Origin of the sequence: Reyranella aquatilis, assembly GCF_020880995.1 — a bacterium.
GTDB classification, from domain to species: Bacteria; Pseudomonadota; Alphaproteobacteria; order Reyranellales; family Reyranellaceae; genus Reyranella; species Reyranella aquatilis.
Map to the genome: position 1 here is coordinate 22,404 of NZ_JAJISD010000005.1, position 23,392 is coordinate 45,795.

The window sequence follows — 23,392 nt, forward strand, 5'->3', positions numbered from 1 at the left end:
CGGTCTCGCAGCGCGGCTCGGGCGTTTGTTGCGCACGATGGTCTCCCGGCTAGTATCGGCGCCGCCCGATTGCCCAAGGAAGACGAATGGCCGCGCTGCTGAACGAGACCGACCTGATCGATCGCATCTTCGCCCACATCGACGGCAAGACGACCGACAAGGGCACGACGGTGTGGCGCGAGCCGGTCGAGAACTATCATTCGCCCGAGCGCTTCGCGGCGGAACTCCAGGTGCTGCGGCGCGTGCCGATGGCCTTCTGTCCCTCGGCGGCGCTGCCGGAACCGGGTTCCTACATCGCGCGCACGACGGTCGGCACGCCGCTGCTGGTGGTGCGCGGCACCGACGGCGTGGTGCGCGGCTTCCGCAACGCCTGCCGTCATCGCGGCATGAAGCTCGAGGAGGGCGAGGGCTGCAAGCGCGCCTTCGCCTGTCCCTATCACGCCTGGACCTACGGGCTGGACGGCGCGCTGCGCCACGTCCCCGGCGAGGACGGTTTCCCCGGGCTCGACAAGGAAACGCATGGGCTGGTGCCGGTGGCCGCGGTGCAGGAGCGCAACGGAATCGTGTTCGTGACGCAAGACGAACCCCTGTCGGACGGCGCCCTCGGCGACCTGCCGGAGGTGCTCACCGACGACTACGTGCTGTTCAACAAGATCGAGTTCGACGACAAGGCGAACTGGAAGGTGCTGGGCGAGACCTCGATGGAGGGCTACCACATCAAGGCGCTGCACAATCAGTCGTTCTTCCCCTACGGCTACGACAACCTGAACGTGGTCGAGCTGCACGGCCGCAATTCGCGCATCGTCTTCCCGTTCCGCCGCATCGAGAAGCTGCGAGCGATGCCGCGGGAGGAATGGAGCACGCAGGGCCGCATCACCGACGTCCACCAGCTCTTCCCCAACACGCATGTCAGCGTGCTGTCGAGCCACGCCATCCTGATCATCCTCGAGCCGGTGTCGCCGTCGGAGACCCACTGGGTCGTCTACCAGCTGGCGCCGCGCATCAAGAACGGCAAGCCGCTCGACATCGAGCAGGCGCGCAAGGACGCCAACTTCGTGCAGGAGAGCGGCATCCTGGAAGACCGCCACGCCGCGCGCGAGATTCAACTTGGGTTGGCGTCGGGCGCCAACAGCCACTTCACCTTCGGCCATTACGAGCAGGCGATCGGCCACTTCCATCGCCATCTCACCGAGCATGTCGAGTTGCTGAAGACCAAACAGGCGTAGCGACGCACGCTCTGGCGGCGGGCGGTGGAATCGCGTAGGGGCCTGCGCTCCCTTCCATTCCCCCCGAGGTTCGCATGATCCAGACGCTCGTCGTTCGCCAGTTCAGCAAGATGCTGGGCAATCTCACCGAATTCCTGAACGACGCCGAGAAGTATGCCGGCGAGAAGAAGTTCGATGTCGCCGTGCTGCTGCACGCACGCCTGGCGCCCGATCAGTTCGACCTGATCCAGCAGATCCGGATCGCCTGCGACACCGCCAAGCTCGGCGCCGCGCGGCTGGCCGGCACCGAGAAGGATGCGCCGGTCCACGCCGATACCGAGACGACGCTGGCCGAGATCAAGGCGCGCATCGAGAGCACCGTCGCCTATCTGCACGGCTTCACCGCCCAGTCGTTCGCCGGGGCGGCCGAGCGGCGGATCACCCAGCCGCGCTGGAACGGCAAGTCGTTGTCGGGCGAGGAGTTCCTCGTCCAGCACGTCATTCCGAACTTCTACTTCCACGTCACGACCGCCTACGCGATCCTGCGCCACAACGGCGTGCCGGTCGGCAAGAAGAACTATCTGGGTGCGATGCCGTATCGCGACGCGGCGTAACGCCCGCGCGCCTGCCCCGAAGGGACCGCGCCCCTCACATAGGAGGGCGATCCCACATGGCTCGAAGAGGGCCACGGGTATCGGTGTCTCGATGAACGCGAAGGGTCCCTCGCCGGACGCTCGGGATGACATTCTTGTCGGGGTTTGCGCCGTGCGCCGATCCGACAGACGGAGTCGTCCCGAACGGAGCGAGGGACCCTTGGCTCTCATGCGTTTGCCCCAGGCATGATGGGCGCGCCGCTCGCGGGCTGGCCCCGTGCCATTCCGTCCGCCACAATGCGGATAGGTGCGGCCTCGGGGGAGCGTTGTGAACCTTTCAGTCTGGCGAATCGCCGCCGCGCTCGGCGTGCTGGCGGCAACGGCGTTGGCGCAGCCGGTTCCGATCATCGAAGGCGGCAGCCATGCCGAGCTCCAGAAGAAGTTCTGCGCCGCCAATCCCAACATCGAGCATGTGCTGATCGCGCCGGCGACAATGTTCGTCGATTCGCATCAGATCATCTGCGACAACGGCCCCTACAAGCTCTACCGGGTGGTCAACGCGCAGGATACAGACGACTTCGACTATTTCCTCGACCCGCCTTTCTACGCGCACGGCAAGCGGCTGGGCTGCGACGGCAAGGCCGGACGCTCGGTGCGGACCGTCGCCCTGAACTGCCGGCCCCTCTAGGCCGATGAAGCGGCGCGCTCTGCTCGCGGCCGCGGCGCTTGCCCCTCTCACGGTGCCGGGCCGTCCAGCACAGGCCGCCGGGTTCACCGTCGGCTTCGTCTATATCGGCCCGCGCCTCGACTGGGGCTGGAACCAGTCGCATGCCGTCGCCGCGGCCGAACTCGCGCGGCTGCCGGGCGTGCGCCTGGTCGAGGCGCCCTACCTGCCCGAGAGCACGGACTATGGAAGCGGCCGGGACGATGTCGCGACGCGCGCCTATGCCGGCGCCCTCGGCGGGTTGGTCGCAGCCGGTGCCGGCATCGTCATCTCCACCGCCTTCGACAACGATCCCTTCCTGCGCACCGCCGCGCGACGGTTCCCCGCCACCGCCTTCCGCCAAGCCTCGCTACTTCCCTTGAAGGAGCGACCGGGCCGCCTCGGCAGCCAGAATGCGCTGATCTACCAGGGCCACTATGTGAACGGCGTCGCGGCCGGGCTCAGCACGCGCACCAACCGGCTGGGCTTCGTGGCCGGCCTGCCGCTCGGCTCCGTGTTGCTGAACGTGAACGCCTTCCTGCTGGGTGCCCGCCGCACCAATCCGCAGGCGAAGGTCCACGTCACCTTCACCGGCGGCTGGGAGGATGCGATGCGCGACGCCGCGGCGACCAATGCGCTGATCGATGCAGGCTGCGACGTGATCACCTGCCATCTCGATGCGCCCGCGCCCGTCATCGCGACGGCCGAGAGCCGGGGCGTGCGCAGTTGCGGCCATGCCTTCGACCAGGCGCCGCTCGCGCCCCGCGGCTACATCACCGGCGCCGAGTACCACTGGACCGCGATGTTCCGCGGCCTGGTCGAGACCTGCCGCGCCGGCGGCGTCCTGCCCGAGTTCGTCACCGGCGGCTACGCGCAAGACTATGTGCGCTCGAGTCCGTTCGCTGCGGGTGCAAGCCCCGAGGCCATCGCAGCCGCGACAGACGCCATCGCCGCGATGAAGGAAGGCCAGCCGATCTTCATTGGACCGCTCGACGACAACAGGGGCCGGCGCGTCCTTCCGGCGGGCACCGTGCTCGATGCCACCGCCGAAGCCCTGCAGCGCACGGACTATCTGCTCGACGGAGTCGTCGGCACGATCCCCTGATCGCACCGAAGGTGCAAACACACGCCTTTTGGGACGGCCTACTCTTCCATCGATGCATTCGCGTTGCTGAATGGCCGGCGCTTCAACGCAAGATTCATCGGGCGATGAGCGAGATGTGATAAGGGATGCAGCGCGCGTACGCGTTAACCGATCCAGCTCAACCGCACGGAGAATCCGGCATGACCACTTTCATTGTCTCCACCCTGGATGACGCCGGCCCCGGCTCGCTCCGCGCCGCGATCACCGCGCTCAATTCGACCAACGCCGCCAGCAACTCGATCGTCTTCACCGTCGCGGGCGAGATCGTGCTCGCAAGCTCGCTTCCCACCATCCTCAAGCCCGTCACGCTCGACGGCATGACGGCGCCGGGCTTTGCGGCGCTGGGCGTGCCGACGGTCGAGATCAACTTCGGCGGCAATTCCGGCCTCACCTTCTCGGGCGGATCGAGCGGCTCGGCCGTGTTCGGCCTCGCGCTCGGCAATTCCGGCAGCAACGGCATCACGCTCAACAGTTCCGACATCACGCTGAATGCCAACTACATCGGCATCCATGCCGACGGCAGTGCCTTCGGCAACGCGCTGGACGGCATCCACGTCAACTCGACCTCGTCGGGCAACCTGATCGGCCTCAATCCCGAGAGCCATCCGGATACGGTCACGAACGTGATCTCCGGCAATGGCGGCAACGGCATCGCCTTCTGGGGATCGTCGGGCAACACGGTGGTCGGCAACCGCATCGGCACGGACGCCGACGGCACCACGGCCGTGGCCAACGGCCAGAACGGTATCCTGATCACCAACGGCGCGCACGACAACATGATCGGCGGCACCGTGTACGTAAACTCGCAGACCGGCGAGGCCAACGATCCGACCGGCAACAAGGGCACGATCGTCCCGCCGGTTCTGGTGACGCCGCCGCTCGGCAACCTGATCTCGGGCAACGGCCAGAACGGCGTGCTGATCCAGAACGGTTCGGAAAACAACGTGCTGAGCGGCAACTTCATCGGCACCGACGCCGACGGCACGGCCGCCATCGGCAACGGCAGCGACGGCGTGCAGATCCTCAACGCCGACAACAACTCCCTGCTGGGCTGCGACTTCTATACCGAGCCTTTCGTCTACTACAACGTGCTGAGCGGCAACGGCGGCAACGGCGTCCACATCACCAACTCCGACAATGCCGTCATCCAGGCCAACTTCTTCGGCATCGGTGCCGACAACGCGACGACGGTCGGCAACGCCCTGAACGGCATCCTGGTCGACGGCGATTCGCGCGACACCACGGTGGGCGGCGTCATTCCGCTCGGCAACGTCTCGGCCGGCAACGGCCAGAACGGCATCTACGTCACGGATACCGCCAGCGGCTTCACGAGCTTCAACACGTTCGGCGGCCTGCTCGCCTTCCAGGGCTCGGCGCCCAACGGCAACGACGGCATCCTGATCGATTCGACGGGCGGCAACATCCTCCTCCGCACAAACGTCTTCTCCGGCAACACCAACAACGGCATCGAGATCACCGGCGATGCCTGGGGCGTCACCGTCGATCCCAACATCGTCGGCCTGAACACGACGGGCACCAGCACGACCGTCAATACCGGCATCGGCATCCCGAGCATGGCCAACGGCGGCAGCGGCGTCGTCATCAGCGGCAACGCCCACGACAACATCATCGGCGGCAACAACGGCTCGGTCATCCCGCAGAACACCTTCTCGAACAATGGCGGCTACGGAATCGAGATCACGGGCACTGCCTACAACAATCAGGTCCTGAACACCGCCATCGGCACCAACTCCCTGATCACCAGCGGCTTCGGCAACAGCCAGGGCGGCATCCTCGTGTCGACCACCGGCACCGGGAACCTGATCGGCGGCGTCGAGACGAGCCCCGACGACCCGCGCGCCAACTACATCAGCGGCAACACCGGCAACGGCATCACGCTCGCCGCCGGCGTCACCGGAACGCAGATCGTCGACAATGTGATCGGCGAGAACTCGCTCGGCGCGCCGCTGCCCAATACCGGCGACCAGATCGACGACCAGAGCGGCGCGACCAACTTCATCGTCGGCAACGAGCCCGGACCGACGCCGCCGGGCACGCCGCCGGACATCACTTCGAACGGCGGCGGCCCGACCGCCAGCATCACCATGGTGACCAGCCAGACGCTGGTGACGACCGTCACCGCCGTCGATGTGGACCCCGCCCAGACCATCTCCTACGCCATCACCGGCGGCGAGGACGCGGCGCTGTTCGACATGGTGGGCGGCAACCAGCTGAGCTTCATCACCGCCCCCGACCTCAGCCACCTGCCGTCGGCTGGCGCGACTCCGGGCTATCAGGTGACGGTCTCGGCCGCCGATTCCGTCGGCGCCTTCTCGAGCCAGCACATCACCGTCTGGATCTCGGCCAATCCGGTGCTGAGCAGCGGCGGCGTGAGCTACTACGACGCGATCGGCGGCGTCTATGTCGACCTGCCGGCCCAGATCGGACAGCGCGGCGACGTCGGCGCGAGCTACTGGGACGGACCGTCCACGGTGACGCCGATCGCCGTCGACTACTTCCCGGGCGGCATCCACAACGCGACCGGATCGGCGTTCGACGACCTGCTGGTCGGCGGCAATACGACCGGCCGCCTGAACGGGCTGGACGGCGACGACCTGATCTACGCCAGCACCGCGCAGGCGGCGGCCGATGCCGGCGCCGTCACGGTGCTGAACGGCGATGGCGGCAGCAATGCGCTCTACGGCGGCGGCGCCTTCAACACCTTCCTGCTGGGCAATGTCGACGACGACGGCGTGAACCAGGTGTGGGGCGGCGCATCGCAGATGGCGGGCGTCACGGGCTTCGCCAACAACACGATCTCGTTCGCCGAGATGGCGGTCGGTCGCAGCGTCTATGTCGACCTGCTCAACGGCCACAATGCCTACGTCAACGACGGCGCCAACAACGACGGCATCTTCACGCTCGAAGCCTCGATCGTGAACGTGCCGAACGTGATCGGTTCGTCGGGCGGGGACGTCATCATAGCCGACAACAACTCCGACCGGATCCAGGGCGGCGGCAGCGCCGATTCGCTCTATGCCGGCGGCGGCACGGACACCTTCGTCTATGCGGACTACCTCGACAGCAACCTGGTCACCGGCTACGACACGATCGTCGGCTTCCAGCTCGGCGTCGACAAGATCGACCTGTCGGCGCTGGGCATCACCGCCGACAATCTCCTGATCCAGACGTCCGGCACCTCGAACAACATCTATGTCGAGTACGATCCGGGCGTCTTCAACGCCAACACCGATCTCGCGCTGGTCGCGATCACCACGACGTCGGGCGGGCTGCAGCTCTCCGACTTCATCCTCTGACGCGGCGGCGTCCGAGAGAGACGAAAGCGGTCAGGCCCCGGCGGGCCTGGCCGGCACCGGGCGGGCGAGCTGGCGGGCCGTGAGATCGACCAGCGCGCCCATGTCGAACAGCGACATGCAGTTGTCGACCTTGCGGCAGTCGCCGTAGCATCCCAGGCAATCCAGCGTGTCGACCGAGCTCTTGAGCACCAGACCGCCGAAATCGGCGAGCTCGGCCGAGCTGGTCGGGCCGACGAGGCACACGGTCGGCAGGCCGATCGCGGTGGCAATGTGCAGCGCCAGCGTGTCGCCGCACAGCAGGGCATCGACCTGGCGCAGCACGCCGACGAATTCCGGCACCGAATGCGAGGTGAGCGCGGACCGGACCGGCGTGCCGGGTCCGCAGGCGGCCAGGATCGCCTCGGTCTTGCCGATCTCGGCCGGTCCGCCCACCAGCAGGATGTCGGCATCGAGCCGCTCGCGCGCGAGGCGGGCATACGCCGCGATCTGATCGACCTCGAGCATCTTCTTGGGCCAGCGCGCGCCCGAACCGACATTGATCGCGATGCGGCGGCGCCCGCTGCCGGCGAACAGGCCCGCGATCCAGCCGGCCGCGTGATCCAGATGCTTGCGCTCGACCGTGAGCCTAGGCGGCTCGATCGGTCCCTCGACGCCCACGATGTCGAGCATCAGCTTCTGGTAGCTCTCGGTGTTGGCGCGCTTCAGCCGGTCGAAGGCCGCCATCTCCAGCCAGCGCTCGGCCGCGGCATTGCTGGGGTGCAGGCGGCCTTCCTTCATCGAGTAGCCGACCGGCGGGTTCGCCGCGCGCGCCGCGGTGGCAAGCGAGGCGGTGCTGTGGTCGTTCGACAGGGCGTAGACATGGTCCCAGCCACCCTCGGCGATACGCGCCAGCCCGTCGACGTTGAGCGGCACCACCTCGTCGACGCCGTCGATCATGCGCACGATCTCGACCGCCTCGGGCCGCGTGATCCAGCAGACGTAGGGTCGCGGATGCAGCCTGTGCAGGATCGGGACCAGGCTGCCGGTCCTCAGCACGTCGCCCAGCGCATCGAGCTTGACGATCAGCACGCGGCAACGGAATTCATCGGCGCGGGTGCAGGTCGGGCACTCCATGCCCTCGGTTTTGTTGAACGTGCAGGGTTTCGAACCCTTATAGTGTCGGCAATGAAAATTGATCATGACCAGCAGAGGGTTCGGAATCCGGAGCGGTGGCGCGGGCTACTGCTGAGGGCAGTGCCGGTTTTTGTCAACTCGCACCGGAGCCGCCGTGACGGACGCTGAGCGTCTTTCGGCGGAAACGCCGATCGAGGCGGTGCGCGCGCGCCTGGCCTCGGACGAGGCTGCGGCCGCGTTGTCCGTCGACGACCTGCTGATCGCCTCCGAGATCGCCTATGTGAGCCGCGACCTCGTGACCTCGGTTCGCGCCATGACGCTGCTGGTGGCGCGCGCGCCGGAGTCGGCACCGTTCCACCATCGCCTGGCGATCCTGCTGTTCGAGAGCGGCGATGCAGCGGGCGCCGCGGCAAGCGCGGCCCTGGCCGTGCGGCACGACCCAGCCCTGGAGCCGGCGCACGACCTGCTGGTCCAGGCGCGCCTCCAGGCGGGCGACATCGAGGGCGCGATCTCGGCCGCCGAGGCGCGGGCCACCCTGTGCGTTCCCAGCCAGGCGGGGCAATTGCAGATGGCGCGGCTGCTGGTCCAGGCGAACCGTGTCGAGGAGGCGCTGCAGGCGGTCCATTCGGTCAACGACGGCGGCGCGCCGACCGAGGAGAGCCTGCTGATGGAGATCGAGCTCGCCTACCGCTCGGGCGACCTCCATGCCGCCTCCAACGCGGCGGCGCGCGCGGCGCGGCTGTGGCCCGACGCGGCGGCGCCGCGCGACAAGCTCGCCCGCATCCTGTTCGAACTCAGCCATCACGGGCGGGCGATCCCCCTGCTGCTGCGGCTGCGCGAGGAGCAGCCGGACGACGCCTCGGTCTGCCACCTGCTGGCGGCGTCCTATGCCTCGATGGGCAAGAACCGGCTGGCGCTGGACGCGATCCTCGAGGCGCTGCGCATCGATCCGGGCAACGGCGAATATCTCTACATGGCGGGCGCGCTCTCCAACCGGCTGGGCGAGCGCGACCAGGGCATCCTGTACCTGCGCCAGGCCGTGGCGGCCGCGCCCGACAAGGCCGAGATCCATGTCGAACTGGCGCACGCGCTGGCCCATGCCAACGAGGACGAGGAGGCGGTCGAGGTGATCGACCGCGCCTCGCAACTGGCGCCCGCCAGTACCAGCGTGCGCGACCTCCGGCTGTTCCTGCTCGCCAAGCGCTCGGGCCGCGAGCCGGTGGCTCCTGCCGGCGGCTCGGGCCTGTTCCCGCCGATGCCGCGCGCGCCCTGGCGCGACCGACCGCCCCGGCCGCCCTCGCGCCTCGGCGCGATCGGCGAGCAGCTCCTGACCCAGGCGCGCGTGCTCACGGCGCTGGTGCTGCGCGACTTCCGTCATCGCACGGCGCAGGGCCGCTTCGGCTTCCTGTCCCTGTTCATCCCGCAGGCCATCAATATCCTGACCCTGGGCATCGTGCTCAGCCTGTTCAACGGCGGCATGCCGCCGATCGGCGGGCACCTGTTCTTCTTCTATGCGACGGGCGTGATGCCCTTCTACCTGTTCATCCACGTCATCGACCACTCGCAGAACCTGTTCCAGGACAATATCGGCGTGCTGCAGGTCCCGGTGATCGCCCGCCTCGACCTGGTGCTGGCGATGGCGCTGACCGAACTGCTGATCGGCTTCACGGTGATCGTGGTCACCTTCGGCACCTTCGAGCTGATCTCCTACGGGCCGCGTTCGGACAATCATATCGAGGCGGTCTATGCGACGCTGGCGGTCTGGCTGTTCGCCCTGGGACTCGGGCTGATCAGTGCCGTCATGAACAACCTGTGGCGGCCATGGGCCAACGGCTGGATGATCACGCAGCGCTTCCTGTACGTGGCCTCCGGCGTGTTCTTCCTGCCGCAGAGCATGCCGGAGTGGATTCGCGAGCCGCTGTCGTGGAACCCGCTGCTGCAATGCATCGAGTGGTTCCGAACCGGCTTCTTCCGCGACTACGAGCCGCCCTGGCTCGACAAGAGCTACATCCTTGCCGTCGCCTTCGGCACGGTGCTGGTCGGCCTGATCCTCGAACGGGCGCTGCGTCGGCGCATGAGGACGCAATGATCCGCCTCGAACGGGTCAGCAAGAGCTACGCCGTGCCGGGCGGCCGCCACGTCATCCTGGACGATGTGAGCTTCGAGCTGCCGCCGCTCAGCCGCGTCGGCATCTTCGGCGTGAACGGTGCGGGCAAGTCCGCCCTGCTGCGCCTGATCGCGGGCAGCGAGATGCCCGACCGCGGCCGCATCGTGCGCGAGGGGCGCATTTCGTTCCCGGTGGGCTTCACCGGGACCTTCCACCCTCACCTCTCGGCCCGCGAGAACGTGGCCTTCCTCGCCCGCGTCTACGGCATGAACCACGACGAGGTCAGCGCCTGGATCGAGGAGTTCGCCGAGCTCGACCGCTACTTCGACATGCCGGTGGGCACCTATTCGTCCGGCATGTTCGCCCGCATCGCCGTGGCCACCAGCTTCGCCTTCGATTTCGACCTCTACCTGGTGGACGAGGTGATCGAGGTCGGCGATGCCTCGTTCCGCCGCAAGTGCGCCGCCGCCTTCGGGGAGCGCATGCATTCGGCCTCGCTGATCCTGGTCTCGCAGCATGTCGAGACGATCCGCCAGTACTGCAACCTGGGCGCCGTCCTGCACCGCGGCAAGCTCAGCGACTTCACGACGATTGACGAGGCTCTCGAGACCTACGAACGTTCGCTCCGGGCGACGTGAGCGATTTGCAGGCAGCATGACCCAACCCCAGAGGCCCCCTGTTAAGCTGGTCCAGACCGCGCCGCTGCCGGCACGCGCCGACGACCAGCGCGCGCTCGCCCCCGGCGAGGACGGTCAGCCCCGCCCGGCCGAGACGCTCTCGGCGCGGCGAATCTCGCGGCGCTGGACGCCGGCGGACGAGCGCGCGGGCCGGCCGGCGCGCTGGCTGTCGATCCTGGTCTTCCTGCTGGTGGTCGGCCTGCCGACCGCGCTGGCCGCCGTCTACTACGGATTCTTCGCGTCCAGCCAGTATGCGACCGAGATCCAGTTCGGCGTGCGCTCCGCCGACGCCCAGCGCAACGACGCCACCTCGATCTTCCAGGGGATGGCCTCGGCCTCGCAGATCGGTCTGCAGTCGAACATCGTGGTGAAGTACATCAAGAGCCGCTCAATGGTCGATGCGATCAGCGAGAAGATCGACCTGCGCAGGATGTTCTCCGGCCCCGAGATCGACGAGCTCTCGCGACTCGATCCGAACGCCTCGATCGAGACCCTGGTCGAATACTGGCGCGGCAAGGTCGAGCCCTATTTCGAGCTGACCACCGGCATCGTCAGCGTCCAGGTCCGCGCCTTCACGCCCGAGGACGCGCTGACCATCGGCCGCAACGTGCTGGCGCTGTCGGAGACCCTGGCCGACGACCTTTCGAAGAAGGCGCGCGCGGACTACGTGAAGTTCGCGCAGGAGCAGGTCGAGGAAGCATCCGAGAAGCTGCGCCAGGCCCGGCAGGCGATGCTGGAGTTCCGCGACCGCGAACGCTCGATCGATCCCAACAAGGAGGCCGATTCGGCGCGCCTGGGGCTCGCCAAGCTGCGCGACGAGCTGGGCCGCGTCCGGGCCGACTATCTGACGACACGCGCCCGCACGGGCGAGAAGTCCACCGTGCTGGTGTCGCTGCGCGACCGCATCGCCGCGCTGGAATCGCTGATCCGCGACGCCGAGGCCCGGATGACGGGCGAACAGTCGAAGGACAGCGTGCCGATCAGCCAGAACATCCGCAGCTTCGAGAGCGTCGAGACCGAGCGGCAACTCGCCGAGAAGTTCTACGACGCGGCGATGCAGTCGCTGCAGCGGGCCCAGTTCGAGGCCTCGCGCCGCGCCATGTACCTCGAGGTCTTCGTCACGCCGTCGCTGGCCGAACACCCGGTCTATCCACGCCGCGTCGTGTCCGTCCTGATCGTGGCGCTGGCCTCGTTCGGCGCCTGGATATTCCTGCTGATGATCTACTACTCGGTCAGGGACCACGTGTGAGGCGGGTAGCTCGCTTCGTCGCTTAGGGCCTTTCCACTTCAAGTCGACCTGCACACCTCATCCTGAGGAGCGGCAGCAGGCCGCGTCTCGAAGGATCGGCAACAGACGTGGTGCTCGTGCCCACCCTTCGAGACGCACGCCTTCGGCGCGCTCCTCAGGATGAGGTCCGTGGGTCAATCTGAGGCGGAAAGCCCCTAAGCCTCGATGAGGCGCCGGTAGGCGTCGACCATGCCCTTGGGATTGTAGGTCTCGATGGCGACGCGACGCCTGGCGTCGAGGCCGGGCACGAAGCCGTCGAAGCGCTGCAGCTGGTCGGCCAGCTCCATGAAGTTGCCGATGTTGAAGTACTGCATCGCGCCCTCGAAATACAAACCCATCTCGCGGAAGACGGGCGCGTTCGAGAACAGGGCGCGCGAGCCGAACTCGATGGCGAAGGTCGCCGGACCGGAGCCGCTCTGCCCCTCCTTGGTGCGCATGTAGGGGTGCACCACGTAGTCGAGCATGGCGTAGAACTTGGGCATCTCCTCGTCCGACGCCTGGCCGAGATAGTGGATGCGGTGCTTGATCTCGCTGGTCGGGAAGAAATACTTGAACTCGGACTTGGCGAAGAGCTTGTCGCGCAATTCGCGGCGATAGACCTGGTCGGATCGCACCACCGGGCCGCCGAGGAAGGTCTTGAGTCCGCCCTCGACTTCCAGGCTGGCGTCCGCAGAGGGTCTGTCCACGGCCAGCGGGAAGGACAGGAGCTGGCGCACGTAGCCGCCGATGTCGCGGCCCGGCTCGAGCGCCTGCGGATGCTCGCCGCCCACCAGCACGAGGCGCCAGTCGTCGGGCAGGAATTCCAGCGCCTTCATCGCCGTCAGGTGGCCCTTGTAGGCGGCGAAGAAGCCGCAGACCGCGAAGTACTTGTATTTCGGGTCGAGCCCGTACTGCGCCAGGAACCGCTCGCGGTCGAGCGAGGCACGGACCTCCCCCACCTCCTCCTGGTCGAAGTAGCAGATCGGATAGTTCGTGATCTGACCCAGGTTGAAGAACCGCTGGAGCAGGACCTGGTCGCCGCGATTGAAGGTCATGACCTTCACATGCGGTGACTTCCGCACGTAGCTCCAGAAGCTCTCGTAGATCGGATCAAGGGCCCCCTCGATCAAGCCCATCACGGCGGCCCCCGGCCGCAGGTTCAGCATGTTGCTGCCGAAGGCCATGAGCGAGCGGCTCGACATCTGCCGGTCGAAGCCGTGGATGGTGATGACGGCGCACTTCGCCGCCTTGAGGAGGCGCAGGACCCGGGTATAGGAGGTCTTGGGTCGGGTACCGTACAACCCGGGCTCGAATTGCAGAAAAACCGCATCGAAGTCGGCGATTTCCCGCGCGATCCGCGCGATTTCCTGGTCGCCCTTGCGGCGCAGGAAGGTCGGCGACTGCAGCCGCAGCAGCGACACCGGGAGGCGCTTGACCTCGACCTCGTAGCCGGCAGCCAGCAGGTGCTTCAACAGCCGTGAGCTGTAGTATGCGGCTCCGCATTCCTCGTTGTAGCTGGATACGATCGCCACACGCTTCTTCATCGCTCACTCCGGTCGGCCCTTCGGCGGACCGGACATTAGCAGCGATTGCGGGAATTTGCGGCCGGATTCAGCAGAAAATCCGGCCGCCGGCGGTGGGCGTCAGACGAACAGGAAATCCGACGCCTGCAGGGTCGTGATCCCCTGCAGCGTGATGCTGTCGCCGTTGCTGCCGTCGATCACGGTGTTGCCGCCGACCACGCTGCTGTGGGCCTGGACGTAGGCGAAATTTGCGAACTCCGAGGTCGACAACGAAATCTTGTCGGTGCCGCTGGCGAAGTCGGTGATCGTCGCGTCCCCGAAGAACGGCGTGAAGTTGAAGATGTCCGCGCCACCGCCGCCGGTCGTCAGGTCGTCGTAGATGCTGTCGATCGTCTGGCTGATGGTGGAGCCGATGATGCGGTGGCTCCCGTCGTTCATGTTGTAGATCTCGAGCGCCAGCGCGCCGGTCGAAGTCAGATCCACTTCGTAGGTCGAGTAGCCCTGGTTCTGGACGTTCGTGTAGTAGAATTTCTGGCCGGTCAGCACACCGCCGGCATAGTCGTTCTCGTACGAAGTGTAGGGCTGGTTGGTTACACCGGTGTACATCTGCTGGATGAGCTGGCCGGACGCATCGAAACCATGCACCTCGCCGGTCCAGTTCTTTCCAGCAATGTTGTCGATATAGCCGTTATAGGCGCCGGTCCGAACCCCACCGGAATAGAAGTATTCCAGCGAGGCATAGGGCTGCGTGCCGTTGACCGTGTAGCCGCTGTAGGTGGCGCTGGTCCAATTGCCCGAGCCGTCGAGCTCGACCTCGTAGGATGAGTACGACTGGCCCGCGACGTTGGTGTAGAAATAGGTCTGCCCGACGAGGGCACCGCCGCCCCAGGCGCCGTTGTCGTAGGAGTAGTCGTAGCCATACGACGAATAGGGCTGGCTCGTGACCCCGGTGAAGAGGAACTGGGAGATGTTGTTGTCGGCATCGAGGCTGATCTCGATGCCGGCATAGGAACGTCCCTTGAGCGCGTTCGTGACATACCGGCTGCCGCTGTGCACGCCGCCCAGGAAGTCGTGCTCGTACGACGAGAAGATCTGGCCTTCGACGCCGAACAGGCCGGAGAATACCTGCTTCAACGCACGTCCGGAGGAATCCAGCGTCTCCTGCGCCAGCGTGTAGTGGTTGCCGTTCACCGGGATGGAATACTGGTAGAAATTGGTCGTCGAGGTCGTCGCCTGGACGCCGTTGATCAGGGCATAGCTCGTCTCGGTGGCCACGACGCCATTGTGGATGTCGGGATTGAAGCCGGTGAGCGTCTGGCTGATCAGGTTGTCGTTCACGTCGAAGACGTCGATCTCCCCGGTCGAGCCCGCCGGCCCGGCATTGCCGAAGGTGAACGTCGACAGCATCGGCGTCGCGACGCCGTTGGCATAGTCGTACTCGACGGACGTGAAGGTGTCGCGGGCCTCGGCGCCGCCGGTCTGGTAGAGCGCCGGCAGGGCCGCTTCCGCGACGGTGATCCCGTTGACGGCGGTGCCGGAATAGAGGTCGCCCACCACGCGGCTCATCCCGTCGAGATCGTGCTCCCAGGTCCCGGCATTGGTGATGTTGCCGCCGGTATAATTGCTCGCGAACTGCTGTGTCAGCGACAGGACACCCGTGCCGTTCGCGCCGCTCGACAGGACGCCGTGCGTGTAGTTCTGGGTGAACGATGTGTAGTTCTGACCGGTCACGCCGGTGACGGCGATCGAGCGCTCGCCCATCATCTCGCCGATCGCGGTGCTGTAGGTCGTGGTGTACTCGGTGTCGGTAAAGGTCAGGGTCGGCGGCGTGGCATCCGTGAAGCCAATCCCCACGACCTTGGCGTTGCCGTTCAGGGCGGCGATGTTCGCCATGATGGTGGTCGAGCTGTCGACGACGTCGAGCGTGTAGGCGCCGCCGGGAATGAGCGCAAGCGCCGCCGCATCGGCGGTGATGTCCGCCCAGCTGATGGTGAGCGGCTGGCCATCGGTGATCGTGATCGAAGTGAGCGAGGCCGCCACAGCCTGGTAGGCGTCGAGCGCGCCCGAGATGCGCGCTGCCGTGTCGGAGATGGCGCCGGTCGCGGACACCACGACATAGACCGGCGAACTGGTGTTGCCGTACGGCGTGATCTGGTCCGACAGCATCTCCGTCATGGTGACGGCATAGGCGCCCTCGGTGAAATTGAACGCGGTCGGGGTCAGCCACTGGCCGTCGATGTCGGGCGTCACGAACCAGCTCTGCGCCGACAGGCCGGCGGCAAGGTCGACGGCGTTGACGAAAGCCAGGTTGGCCGCGCCGACCTTGTTGGTGACGGCCGAGATCCAGCTCGGCTGGTTGACCGCGGTGCTCAATCCTGTCCATCCGAAGGCCAGCTCTGTTGCCGCCGTGAGGTAGACCGAGGAATTCGTATCGACGGCCTGCCCTGCCGTCGTCTGCAGCGGCGTGAGGACGGAACCTGCCAGCGTGCCGGCCACCGGCGCGGTCGGCTGCGGCAGGGTCGCGAGCGTGGTGGCGGTCGAATAGGATTCCATGACCGCGCCCGGCAGCGCGTCCATGAAGCCTGGCACGACCGACAGCGAAATCGACGCCTGCCCGGCGGTCGGCTGGGTGACGGAAGCCAGCCCATCCGCCGCCACCACCGTCACGTTGGAGGAGCCGTCGAGCGTGGCATAGAAGTTGAAGATCTTGCCGCCGACGAGCAGCTGATACCAGTTGGTCGCCCCCGCCACCGCCGGCAGATTGTCGAAGGACAGCGAGCCGACCTGGTCCGAGGACGTATAGGGGATATAGGGCTGCGGCGGGACGGCGCTGAAGTTTCCCGGGATCGGAATGGACTCGATCGCATATTGCTGTCCCGCCGGCTTGGTCGTGTCCTGCGTGATCGTCCAGACCTGCCACGGACCGCCGCCGTTCTGGGCTGCGCCGCTCGGCAGCGACAGATACTGGAACTGGCCGGTGCCGAGATAGATGCCGAGCTGGATGTCGGCGGCGTCCGGGTCCACCACCATGCCGTTGTTGGCAAGCGTGAGGCTGAGACTGTTGCCGCCGCTCGGACCGGTCGGCACGGCATAGTCCGAACCGCCGGGCGCGATGTAGTTGTCGATCGTGTAGGGCGCGTAGAAGTTCGTCGTCGTGCCCGGTACCGTGGTCATGGTCTCGGTCGCGGCGAAGGCCCACAGGTCGATGTTGGAGACGTTGCTGCCGGTGCCGACGGCGCCGGTGAACACGGGCAGCGTCACCGAGGTGTTGAAGTTGGCCGTCAGCGCATCGCCATAGGCCGTGCCGTAGATGTTCGAATTGTCGAAGAAGATCTTGGCGTAGGGATCGTAGTGCTGCCCGGTGAGGGTCGTGCCGCTGCGCGCCCCGTCGAACGCGTAGGTCGGATCCCAGTTGTAGCTCTGGTTGAGATTGACGGTATAGGCCGGCGCGTGCGGACTGCTCTCGCTGGTCGGGATCGACTGGCCGGTGCCCCCGTAATAGCCGCCCGTGAAGCCCGTGAAGAGCTGGGTGAAGATGTCGCCCCACTGGTTGTTGGCGCCCGTGTTCATCTCGCCCGTCGCGGAGCTGCCATCGATGTTGTACGGGTTCTCCAACGCCGCATCGCTGAACACATAGGCGGGCGACGTGGCCAGGCCGGGCGAGTAGAGGTTGCCCATCAGCGCGGTTTCACCGATGACGAGGTAGCCCCTGATCTGGCTCTGTGCCGAGGGCGACAGCACGAAATAGGTGCCGTCCGTCAGGTTCGCATTGCCCGAAATCGTCTGCACCGCGACCGTGTAATCGAAATAGCCGGCGCTGTGATAGACGCCGGCCGCATCCTCGGCGCCGTTGAAGTGGCCGACCAGTTCGATGCCGGTGAGCCCGCTCACCGTGGTGACGTACTGCTGCCAGTCGGACGGCTGCCAGATGGTCGTGTAGTCGGGCGTCGTCGGCGGCGGGTTGTACGGCGGCGCCTGATCGCCATTGTCCGTCGCCGGCGTGATGGCGATCATCCCCAGCGTCGCCAGCGTGCTGCCGGCCGGGAAATTGATGACCGGCGCGGTCGTCCCGGCGCCCGGCACGGCGGCGGCCGCGTCATTGATCAGCGTACCGATGCCGCCGGCGTCGTAGGTCGAGTTGTAGCCGCGCGCCAGGGTTTCGCCGTTGACGACCGCGCTGATGCCGAACTGGTGCCCGAAGCTGTTGATGGCGCTGAGATCGGCGACGTCGCCCGTGCTGTTGGCCAGCGCGACCTCGAACGTGTCGTAGCTGAAATTGTAGGCGACGGCATTGGCTGGGTTGATGTTGCCTTCGGTGGTGCCGATCAGGGTCGTCAGGTCGTTGATCGTGGGCGTCGAGGTCGGGTTGCTCTGGATGATGAGATAGACCTTGCCCCCCGAAACGGGGTTGGCCACCGAATCGGTGGTGAGCGTCAGATCCCAGTCGGTCGTCCCGGTGCTGCTGTTGAATGTGCCGCTGGCGTTCGCCACGCCATTCGAGATGATGGTGGTGAAGGGCGACGAAGCACCGGCCGCACTATAGCTGTTGTACCAGAGGTAGGCGTTTACGCCGTTGCCGCTTCCATTGTTCGTGAGTTCGGAGAGCAGGGCCGCCGAAACGTGGTAGGTCAGAGTCACCGGCACGGCCATCGTTCCTCGCTCTACGCTCTCACGAGCGTCACTGGTTTCACAGCCTATGTATGCGACCGTGGAAATTCCACCGTCAACGCGCCCGATGGGCACCAGACGTTAATTTTTCGTAACGTTTCCTTCCCGTTGCAAGCGCCACTTCGCATCGGCCAATCTCCTTCGCCTCGATCGGCCTCGCTGCGCGCGGCCTCTCGAAGCTCGGGGTTGGCGTTGGCAATTCGATTGGACCGGCAGGATCCTAGACGAACAGGAAGTCGGACTCCTGCAGGCTGGTAATCCCGTTCAGCGTGATGCTGTCGCCGTTGGTGCCGTCGATCACGGTGTTGCCGCCGACCACGCTGCTGTGGGCCTGGACGTAGGCGAAATTTGCGAACTCCGAGGTCGACAACGAAATCTTGTCGGTGCCGCTGGCGAAGTCGGTGATCGTCGCGTCCCCGAAGAACGGCGTGTAGGAAAAGACGTCTGCGCCGCCTCCGCCCGTCGTCAGGTCGTTGTAGATGCTGTCGATCGTCTGGCTGATCGTGGAGCCGATGATGCGGTGGCTGCCGTTGTTCATGTTGTAGATCTCGAGCGCCAGCGCGCCCGTCGCGGTCAGGTCGACCTCGTAGGTCGAGTACTGCTCACCGTCCGGATGCTTACCCACGACGTTCGTGTGGTAGACCTTCTGGCCGGTGAGCACACCGCCAGCGTAGTCGTTTTCATACGACGTATAGGGCTGCTTGGTGACCCCGGTGAACATCTGCCGGACGAGCTGACCCGACGTATCGAAGCCATGCATCTCGCCGGTCCAGTCCTTGCCCGCAATGTGGGTGACGTAGCCGTTGTAGGCACCGGTCGCCGCACCGCCCGAGTAAAAATACTCCAGCGAAGCATAGGGCTGCGTGCTCGTAACCGTATAGCCGCTGTAGGTGATGCTGGTCGTATTGCCAGACCCGTCGAGTTCGACCTCATAGGACGAATACGACTGGCCAGTGACGTTGGTATAGAAGTACGTCTGCGCCACCACAGCGCCCCCGCCCCACGCGCCGTTGTCATATGAGTAGTCGTACGAATAGGAAGAGTATGGCTGGCTGGTGACGCCGGTAAACAGCAATTGAGAGAGGTGATTGCCGGAATCGAAGCTGACTTCCACGCCACTTAATGGCAGCCCTTCGATGGTGTTTGAGACGTATTTTTTGCCGCTGTAGGTCCCCCCCAGGAAGTATTCTTCGTGCGAAGAGTATACTAGGCCATCGATTCCGAAAATGCCCGAGTATACGTTCTTCAGCTTGTGGCCCAACGAATCCTTTGTCTCCTCCGCCAATGTGTAGTTGTTGCCGTTCACGGGGAGAGAGTACTCATAAAAGTTCGTGGTCGACGTGATGACCTGAACGTTGTTGATCATGGCGAAGCTCGTCTCGTTTTCCGCGACGCCATTGTTCGACTGGGGATTGAAACCGGAAAACGACTGGCTGATCTGATGGTTGTTGACGTCGAACACGTCGACTTCGGTAGTCGAGCCGGGCGGACCGGAAGTGTTGCCGTAGGTGTATGTCGTCTGGACGGGCGTCGCGCCGCCATTGGCATAGTCGTACTGGACCGAAGTGAACGTGTTGTTCGACGGACCGGGCGAATCAAAGACGGGGGGCGGTTTTAGGGGGGGGACCGTGACGGGATAAGGGACAGCCGCGACGGGATATGGCGCCGGCAGCGTCGCAAAGACGGCGGTCGTATAGATGTCCCGCACGGTGCGGCCGGCATTGTCGATATCATGTTCCAAAGTGGCTGCGCTGGTGATGGGGCCCGCGCTGGAGTAGCCGGTCGTGAACTGCTGCGTCAGTGCCAGCACGCCGGCGCCGTTGGCACCACTGGACAGTACGCCGTGCTCGTAGATCTGATTGAAGGCCCCATAGCTTTCGCCTGTAACGCCGGTGACGGCGATCGTGCGCTCACCCATCATCTTGCCGATCGCCGTACTGTAAGTCGTCGTATATTCCGCGTTCGTGAAGGTGAGTGTCGGCGGCGTGTCGTCCGTGAACCCGATCCCGGCCACCTTCGTATTGCCGTTGAGGGCGGCTATGTTCGCCATGATGGTGGTCGAGCTGTCGACGACGTTCAGGGTGTAGGCGCCGCCGGGTATCAGCGCCAGCGCATGTGCATCGGCGGTGATATCCGCCCAGTCGATCGTGAGGGGCTGGCCGTCCGAGATTGTGATCGAGGTGAGCGAGGCGTTCACCGCCTGGTAGGCGTCGAGGGCTCCCGAAATCTCCGCGGCAGTGCCGGTGATGGCTCCCGTGGCAGAAACCACGACATAGACCGGGGAACTGGCCTTAACGAAGGGTATAATTCCGTCCGACAGCATCTCGGTCATCGTCACCGCGTAGGCCCCGGCGGTGAAACTGAACGATGTCGGTGTCAGCCACTGGCCGTCGATATCCGGTGTGACGTTCCAGACCATGGCCGAAAGGCCGGTAACGAGATCGACCGCCTCCACCCGCGCAATGTCGGAGGCGAGGACCTTGTTGGTGGCACCGGAAATCCAGCTCGGCTGATTTACCGAGTTGCTCTCACCCGTCCAGCCGAAGCCCAGGGAGGTTGTGGCCGTCAGATAAACCGACGAGTTGAGGTTGACCGACTGCCCCTGGCCCGCCCCCGTCTGGATGGCACTGAGGACAAGCGCGTCGGGCGGACCGGAGAGCGCGCCCGCCACAGGCGAGGTGGGCTGCACCGTCCCCGCAATGGTGGATTCGGTCGCGTACGCCTCCATCAGCGCTCCCGGCAGCGCGTTCATGGAGCCCGGCACCAGCAACAGCGACATCGACGTCTGGCTGGCGCCAGGTGGCGTGATGCTGGCAAGGCCGTCCGCCGCCAGGGCCGTCACATAGGATGAGCCATCCAGCGTGGCGTAGAAGTTGAAGGTCTTGCCGCCGACAATCAGCTGATACCAGTTCGTTGCATTCGCCACTGCCGGCAGATTGTTGAAGCCCAGCGCCCCGACCTGCCCCGAAGTCGTGTAGGGAACGTAGGCCGTCGGGGGCGTTGCGCCGAAGTTCGCCGGAATCGGAATGGACTCGATCGCAAACGGCTGATCGGCGGGGTGTCCCTGGGCGCTAGCGACGATCTTCCAGTTCTGCCAGGCGCCACCGCCGTTCTGTGCCGCGCCGCTCGGCAGGTCGATATACTGGAACTGGCCGCTGCCGAGATAGATCCCGAGCTGGATGTCGGCGGTGTCGGAATCGACGACGAGGCCGTTGTTCGCGAGATTGAGGCTGAGGTTGTTGCTGGTACTGGGAGCCGTGGGGACGGCGTAGTCGGCGCCCCCGGGCGCGAGGTAATTGTTGATCGTGTATGGGGCATAGAACTGGGTGAGCGGCGGCTGGCCCGATCCACCGGTACCCGGCACCGTCGTCATCTTTTCGCTCGACCCGAACGCCCACAGGTCGATGTTGGCGACGTCGGTGCCGGTTTTGGCCGGACCGGTGAAGACAGGAAGCGTCACAGAGGCCGTGAACTGCGTCGTCAGGGCGTCGCCATAGGCCGTTCCATACACGTTCGAATTGTCGAAGAAGATCTTGGCATAGGGATCGTAGTGCTGTCCGGTGAGGGTCGTGCCGCTCGCGCGTGCGCCGTCGAAGGCGTAGGTCGGATCCCAGTTGTAGTTCTGGTTGAGATTGACGGTGTTCGTCGGCGCGTGCGGGTTGCCCTCGCTGGCCGGGATCGACACGCCGGTGCCGCCGAAATAGCCGCCCGTGAACCCCGTGAAGAGCTCGGTGAATATGTTGCCCCACTGGTCGTTGCGGCCGGTGTTGGTCTCCCCCGCGGGAAGGGTGGAGTTCTCGATGGTGTAGGGATCCTGCAGCGCCGCATCGCTGAATATGTAGGCCGGGGCCGAGGCAAGTCCCGGCGAGTAGAGATTACCCCTCAGGCTCGCTTCGCTGATGGCGATGTATCCCTTGATCTGGCTGCTGGCGGTCGGCGACAGGATGAAATAGTTGCCGTCGCTCAGCGTCGCATTGCCCGAGATTGCCTGCGCCGCCACCGTATAGGCGTAGTAGCCGGGGTTGTGATAGATGCCGTTGACCTTCGCGTCCGAAGCACCGTTGAAGTGGCCGACCAGTTCCACTCCCGAAAGGCCGCCGACTGTCGTCACATAGTTCTGCCAGTTCGAGGCCTGCCAGATATCGGTATAGTTGGGCGTCGTTGGAGGCGGATTGTAGGGCGGCGCCTGTTGCCCGTTGTCGGTCGCAGGCGTGATCGCGATCATGGGCGTCCCGGCAAGCGTGCTGCCGGTTGGAAAGTCGATCACCGGCGCCGTGGTGCTGGGATTGGGGACACCTGCAGCAGCAGTGTTGATCAGCCCGGCGATGCCTTCCGCGTCGTAGGTAGAATTGTAACCGCGGGCGACGACCGCCCCGTCGACCACGGCGCTGATGCCGAACTGGTGACCGAAGCTGTTGATGGCGCTGAGGTCTGCGACGTCGGCCGAGTTGTTTGCCAGCGCCACCTCGAACGTGTCGTAGCTGAAGTTCCAGGCCACGGCATTGGCCGGGGTGATGTTGCCTTCGGTCGTACCGATGAGGGTAATGAGATCGTTGGCCGTCGGCGTCGTTGTCGGATTGCTCTGAATGATGAGATAGACCTTGCCGCCGGAAACCTGCGTGGCTGCCACGCTCGCATCCGTCGTCAGACTGAGAGTCCAGTCGGTGGTGCCGGTCGTGCTGTTGAATGTCCCGCCGCTGGCCGAGCCGTTCGAAATGACGGTCGTGAAGGGACTGGCGTTACCCCCCGCCGCGTAGGCGTTGTACCAGAGATAGGCGTTGACGCCGTTGCCGCTGCCCCCCTGCGTCAGCTCGGACAGCAAATTGGCCGACAGGTGATAAGTCAGCTGTACCGGTGTCGCCATGGTTCCCCCCTGACGGCCCCGTTCCGGGGCGTCTTGTTATTCCCATATTGACCTTGGGGTTACTTAGGGAGACAGGTCAATCCGTTCGGAGCCTGACAGACGTTAATTCTCGTCCACGTTCCGACAGGCGCGCCGAGTTAAGGCGGCGGCGCGTTCCCGGCATGGAACGTCGACGACGCCCGGTTTGGCCGTCGCTGATGCCGCACGAATG

Annotated in this window: 12 protein-coding genes; 8 read left to right on the forward strand and 4 right to left on the reverse strand. The window is 65.4% G+C overall.

The genetic code is table 11. The annotated features are described in order from the left end of the window. The first annotated feature begins 86 nt into the window (after window positions 1–86). From LJ725_RS12740 to LJ725_RS12760, 5 genes are all read left to right on the forward strand, one after another. The gene (locus LJ725_RS12740) at window positions 87–1,226 is read left to right on the forward strand and encodes an aromatic ring-hydroxylating oxygenase subunit alpha (protein ID WP_230551042.1); all 1,140 of its coding nucleotides are present in this window, start codon (window positions 87–89) and stop codon (window positions 1,224–1,226) included. A gap of 74 nt (window positions 1,227–1,300) precedes the next feature. Further along, window positions 1,301–1,819, forward strand: coding sequence for a DUF1993 domain-containing protein (locus tag LJ725_RS12745; protein WP_230551043.1), 519 nt, complete (start codon window positions 1,301–1,303; stop codon window positions 1,817–1,819). 307 nt (window positions 1,820–2,126) lie between these two features. Further along, entirely contained in the window at window positions 2,127–2,486 is a 360-nt protein-coding gene (locus LJ725_RS12750) for a hypothetical protein (RefSeq protein ID WP_230551044.1), read from the forward strand. 4 nt (window positions 2,487–2,490) lie between these two features. Beyond that, window positions 2,491–3,606, forward strand: coding sequence for a BMP family ABC transporter substrate-binding protein (locus tag LJ725_RS12755; RefSeq protein WP_230551045.1), 1,116 nt, complete (start codon window positions 2,491–2,493; stop codon window positions 3,604–3,606). 179 nt (window positions 3,607–3,785) lie between these two features. After that, window positions 3,786–6,962 carry a beta strand repeat-containing protein gene (locus LJ725_RS12760; protein ID WP_230551046.1) on the forward strand — a complete coding sequence of 1,059 codons (3,177 nt, stop codon included), beginning with the start codon at window positions 3,786–3,788 and terminating at the stop codon, window positions 6,960–6,962. A 30-nt stretch (window positions 6,963–6,992) separates the two neighbouring features. On the opposite strand, the gene LJ725_RS12765 is transcribed toward LJ725_RS12760, so the two are convergent. After that, on the reverse strand, window positions 6,993–8,030 hold the full coding sequence (locus LJ725_RS12765; protein ID WP_230551047.1) for a glycosyltransferase family 9 protein: 1,038 nt from the start codon (window positions 8,028–8,030) through the stop codon (window positions 6,993–6,995). 199 nt (window positions 8,031–8,229) lie between these two features. Between LJ725_RS12765 and LJ725_RS12770 the strand changes: the two genes are divergently transcribed. From LJ725_RS12770 to LJ725_RS12780, 3 genes are read left to right on the forward strand one after another with little or no spacing between them, the layout of a single operon-like run. Next, a complete protein-coding gene (locus LJ725_RS12770; protein WP_230551048.1) occupies window positions 8,230–10,164 on the forward strand; it encodes a tetratricopeptide repeat protein in 1,935 nt (644 codons plus the stop codon). Further along, window positions 10,161–10,820, forward strand: a complete 660-nt coding sequence (locus tag LJ725_RS12775; RefSeq protein WP_230551049.1) for an ABC transporter ATP-binding protein — start codon at window positions 10,161–10,163, stop codon at window positions 10,818–10,820. Before LJ725_RS12770 ends, LJ725_RS12775 begins: the two co-directional genes overlap by 4 nt. 16 nt (window positions 10,821–10,836) lie before the next feature. Next, a complete protein-coding gene (locus LJ725_RS12780; RefSeq protein WP_230551050.1) occupies window positions 10,837–12,108 on the forward strand; it encodes a hypothetical protein in 1,272 nt (423 codons plus the stop codon). A gap of 194 nt (window positions 12,109–12,302) precedes the next feature. Here LJ725_RS12780 and LJ725_RS12785 read toward each other — a convergent pair whose 3' ends face one another. From LJ725_RS12785 to LJ725_RS12795, 3 genes are all read right to left on the reverse strand, one after another. Beyond that, a complete protein-coding gene (locus tag LJ725_RS12785; RefSeq protein WP_230551051.1) occupies window positions 12,303–13,670 on the reverse strand; it encodes a glycosyltransferase family protein in 1,368 nt (455 codons plus the stop codon). A 99-nt stretch (window positions 13,671–13,769) separates the two neighbouring features. Next, window positions 13,770–18,293, reverse strand: coding sequence for a beta strand repeat-containing protein (locus tag LJ725_RS12790; protein WP_230551052.1), 4,524 nt, complete (start codon window positions 18,291–18,293; stop codon window positions 13,770–13,772). 244 nt (window positions 18,294–18,537) lie between these two features. Then, a complete protein-coding gene (locus tag LJ725_RS12795; RefSeq protein WP_230551053.1) occupies window positions 18,538–23,181 on the reverse strand; it encodes a beta strand repeat-containing protein in 4,644 nt (1,547 codons plus the stop codon). Window positions 23,182–23,392: the final 211 nt, after the last annotated feature.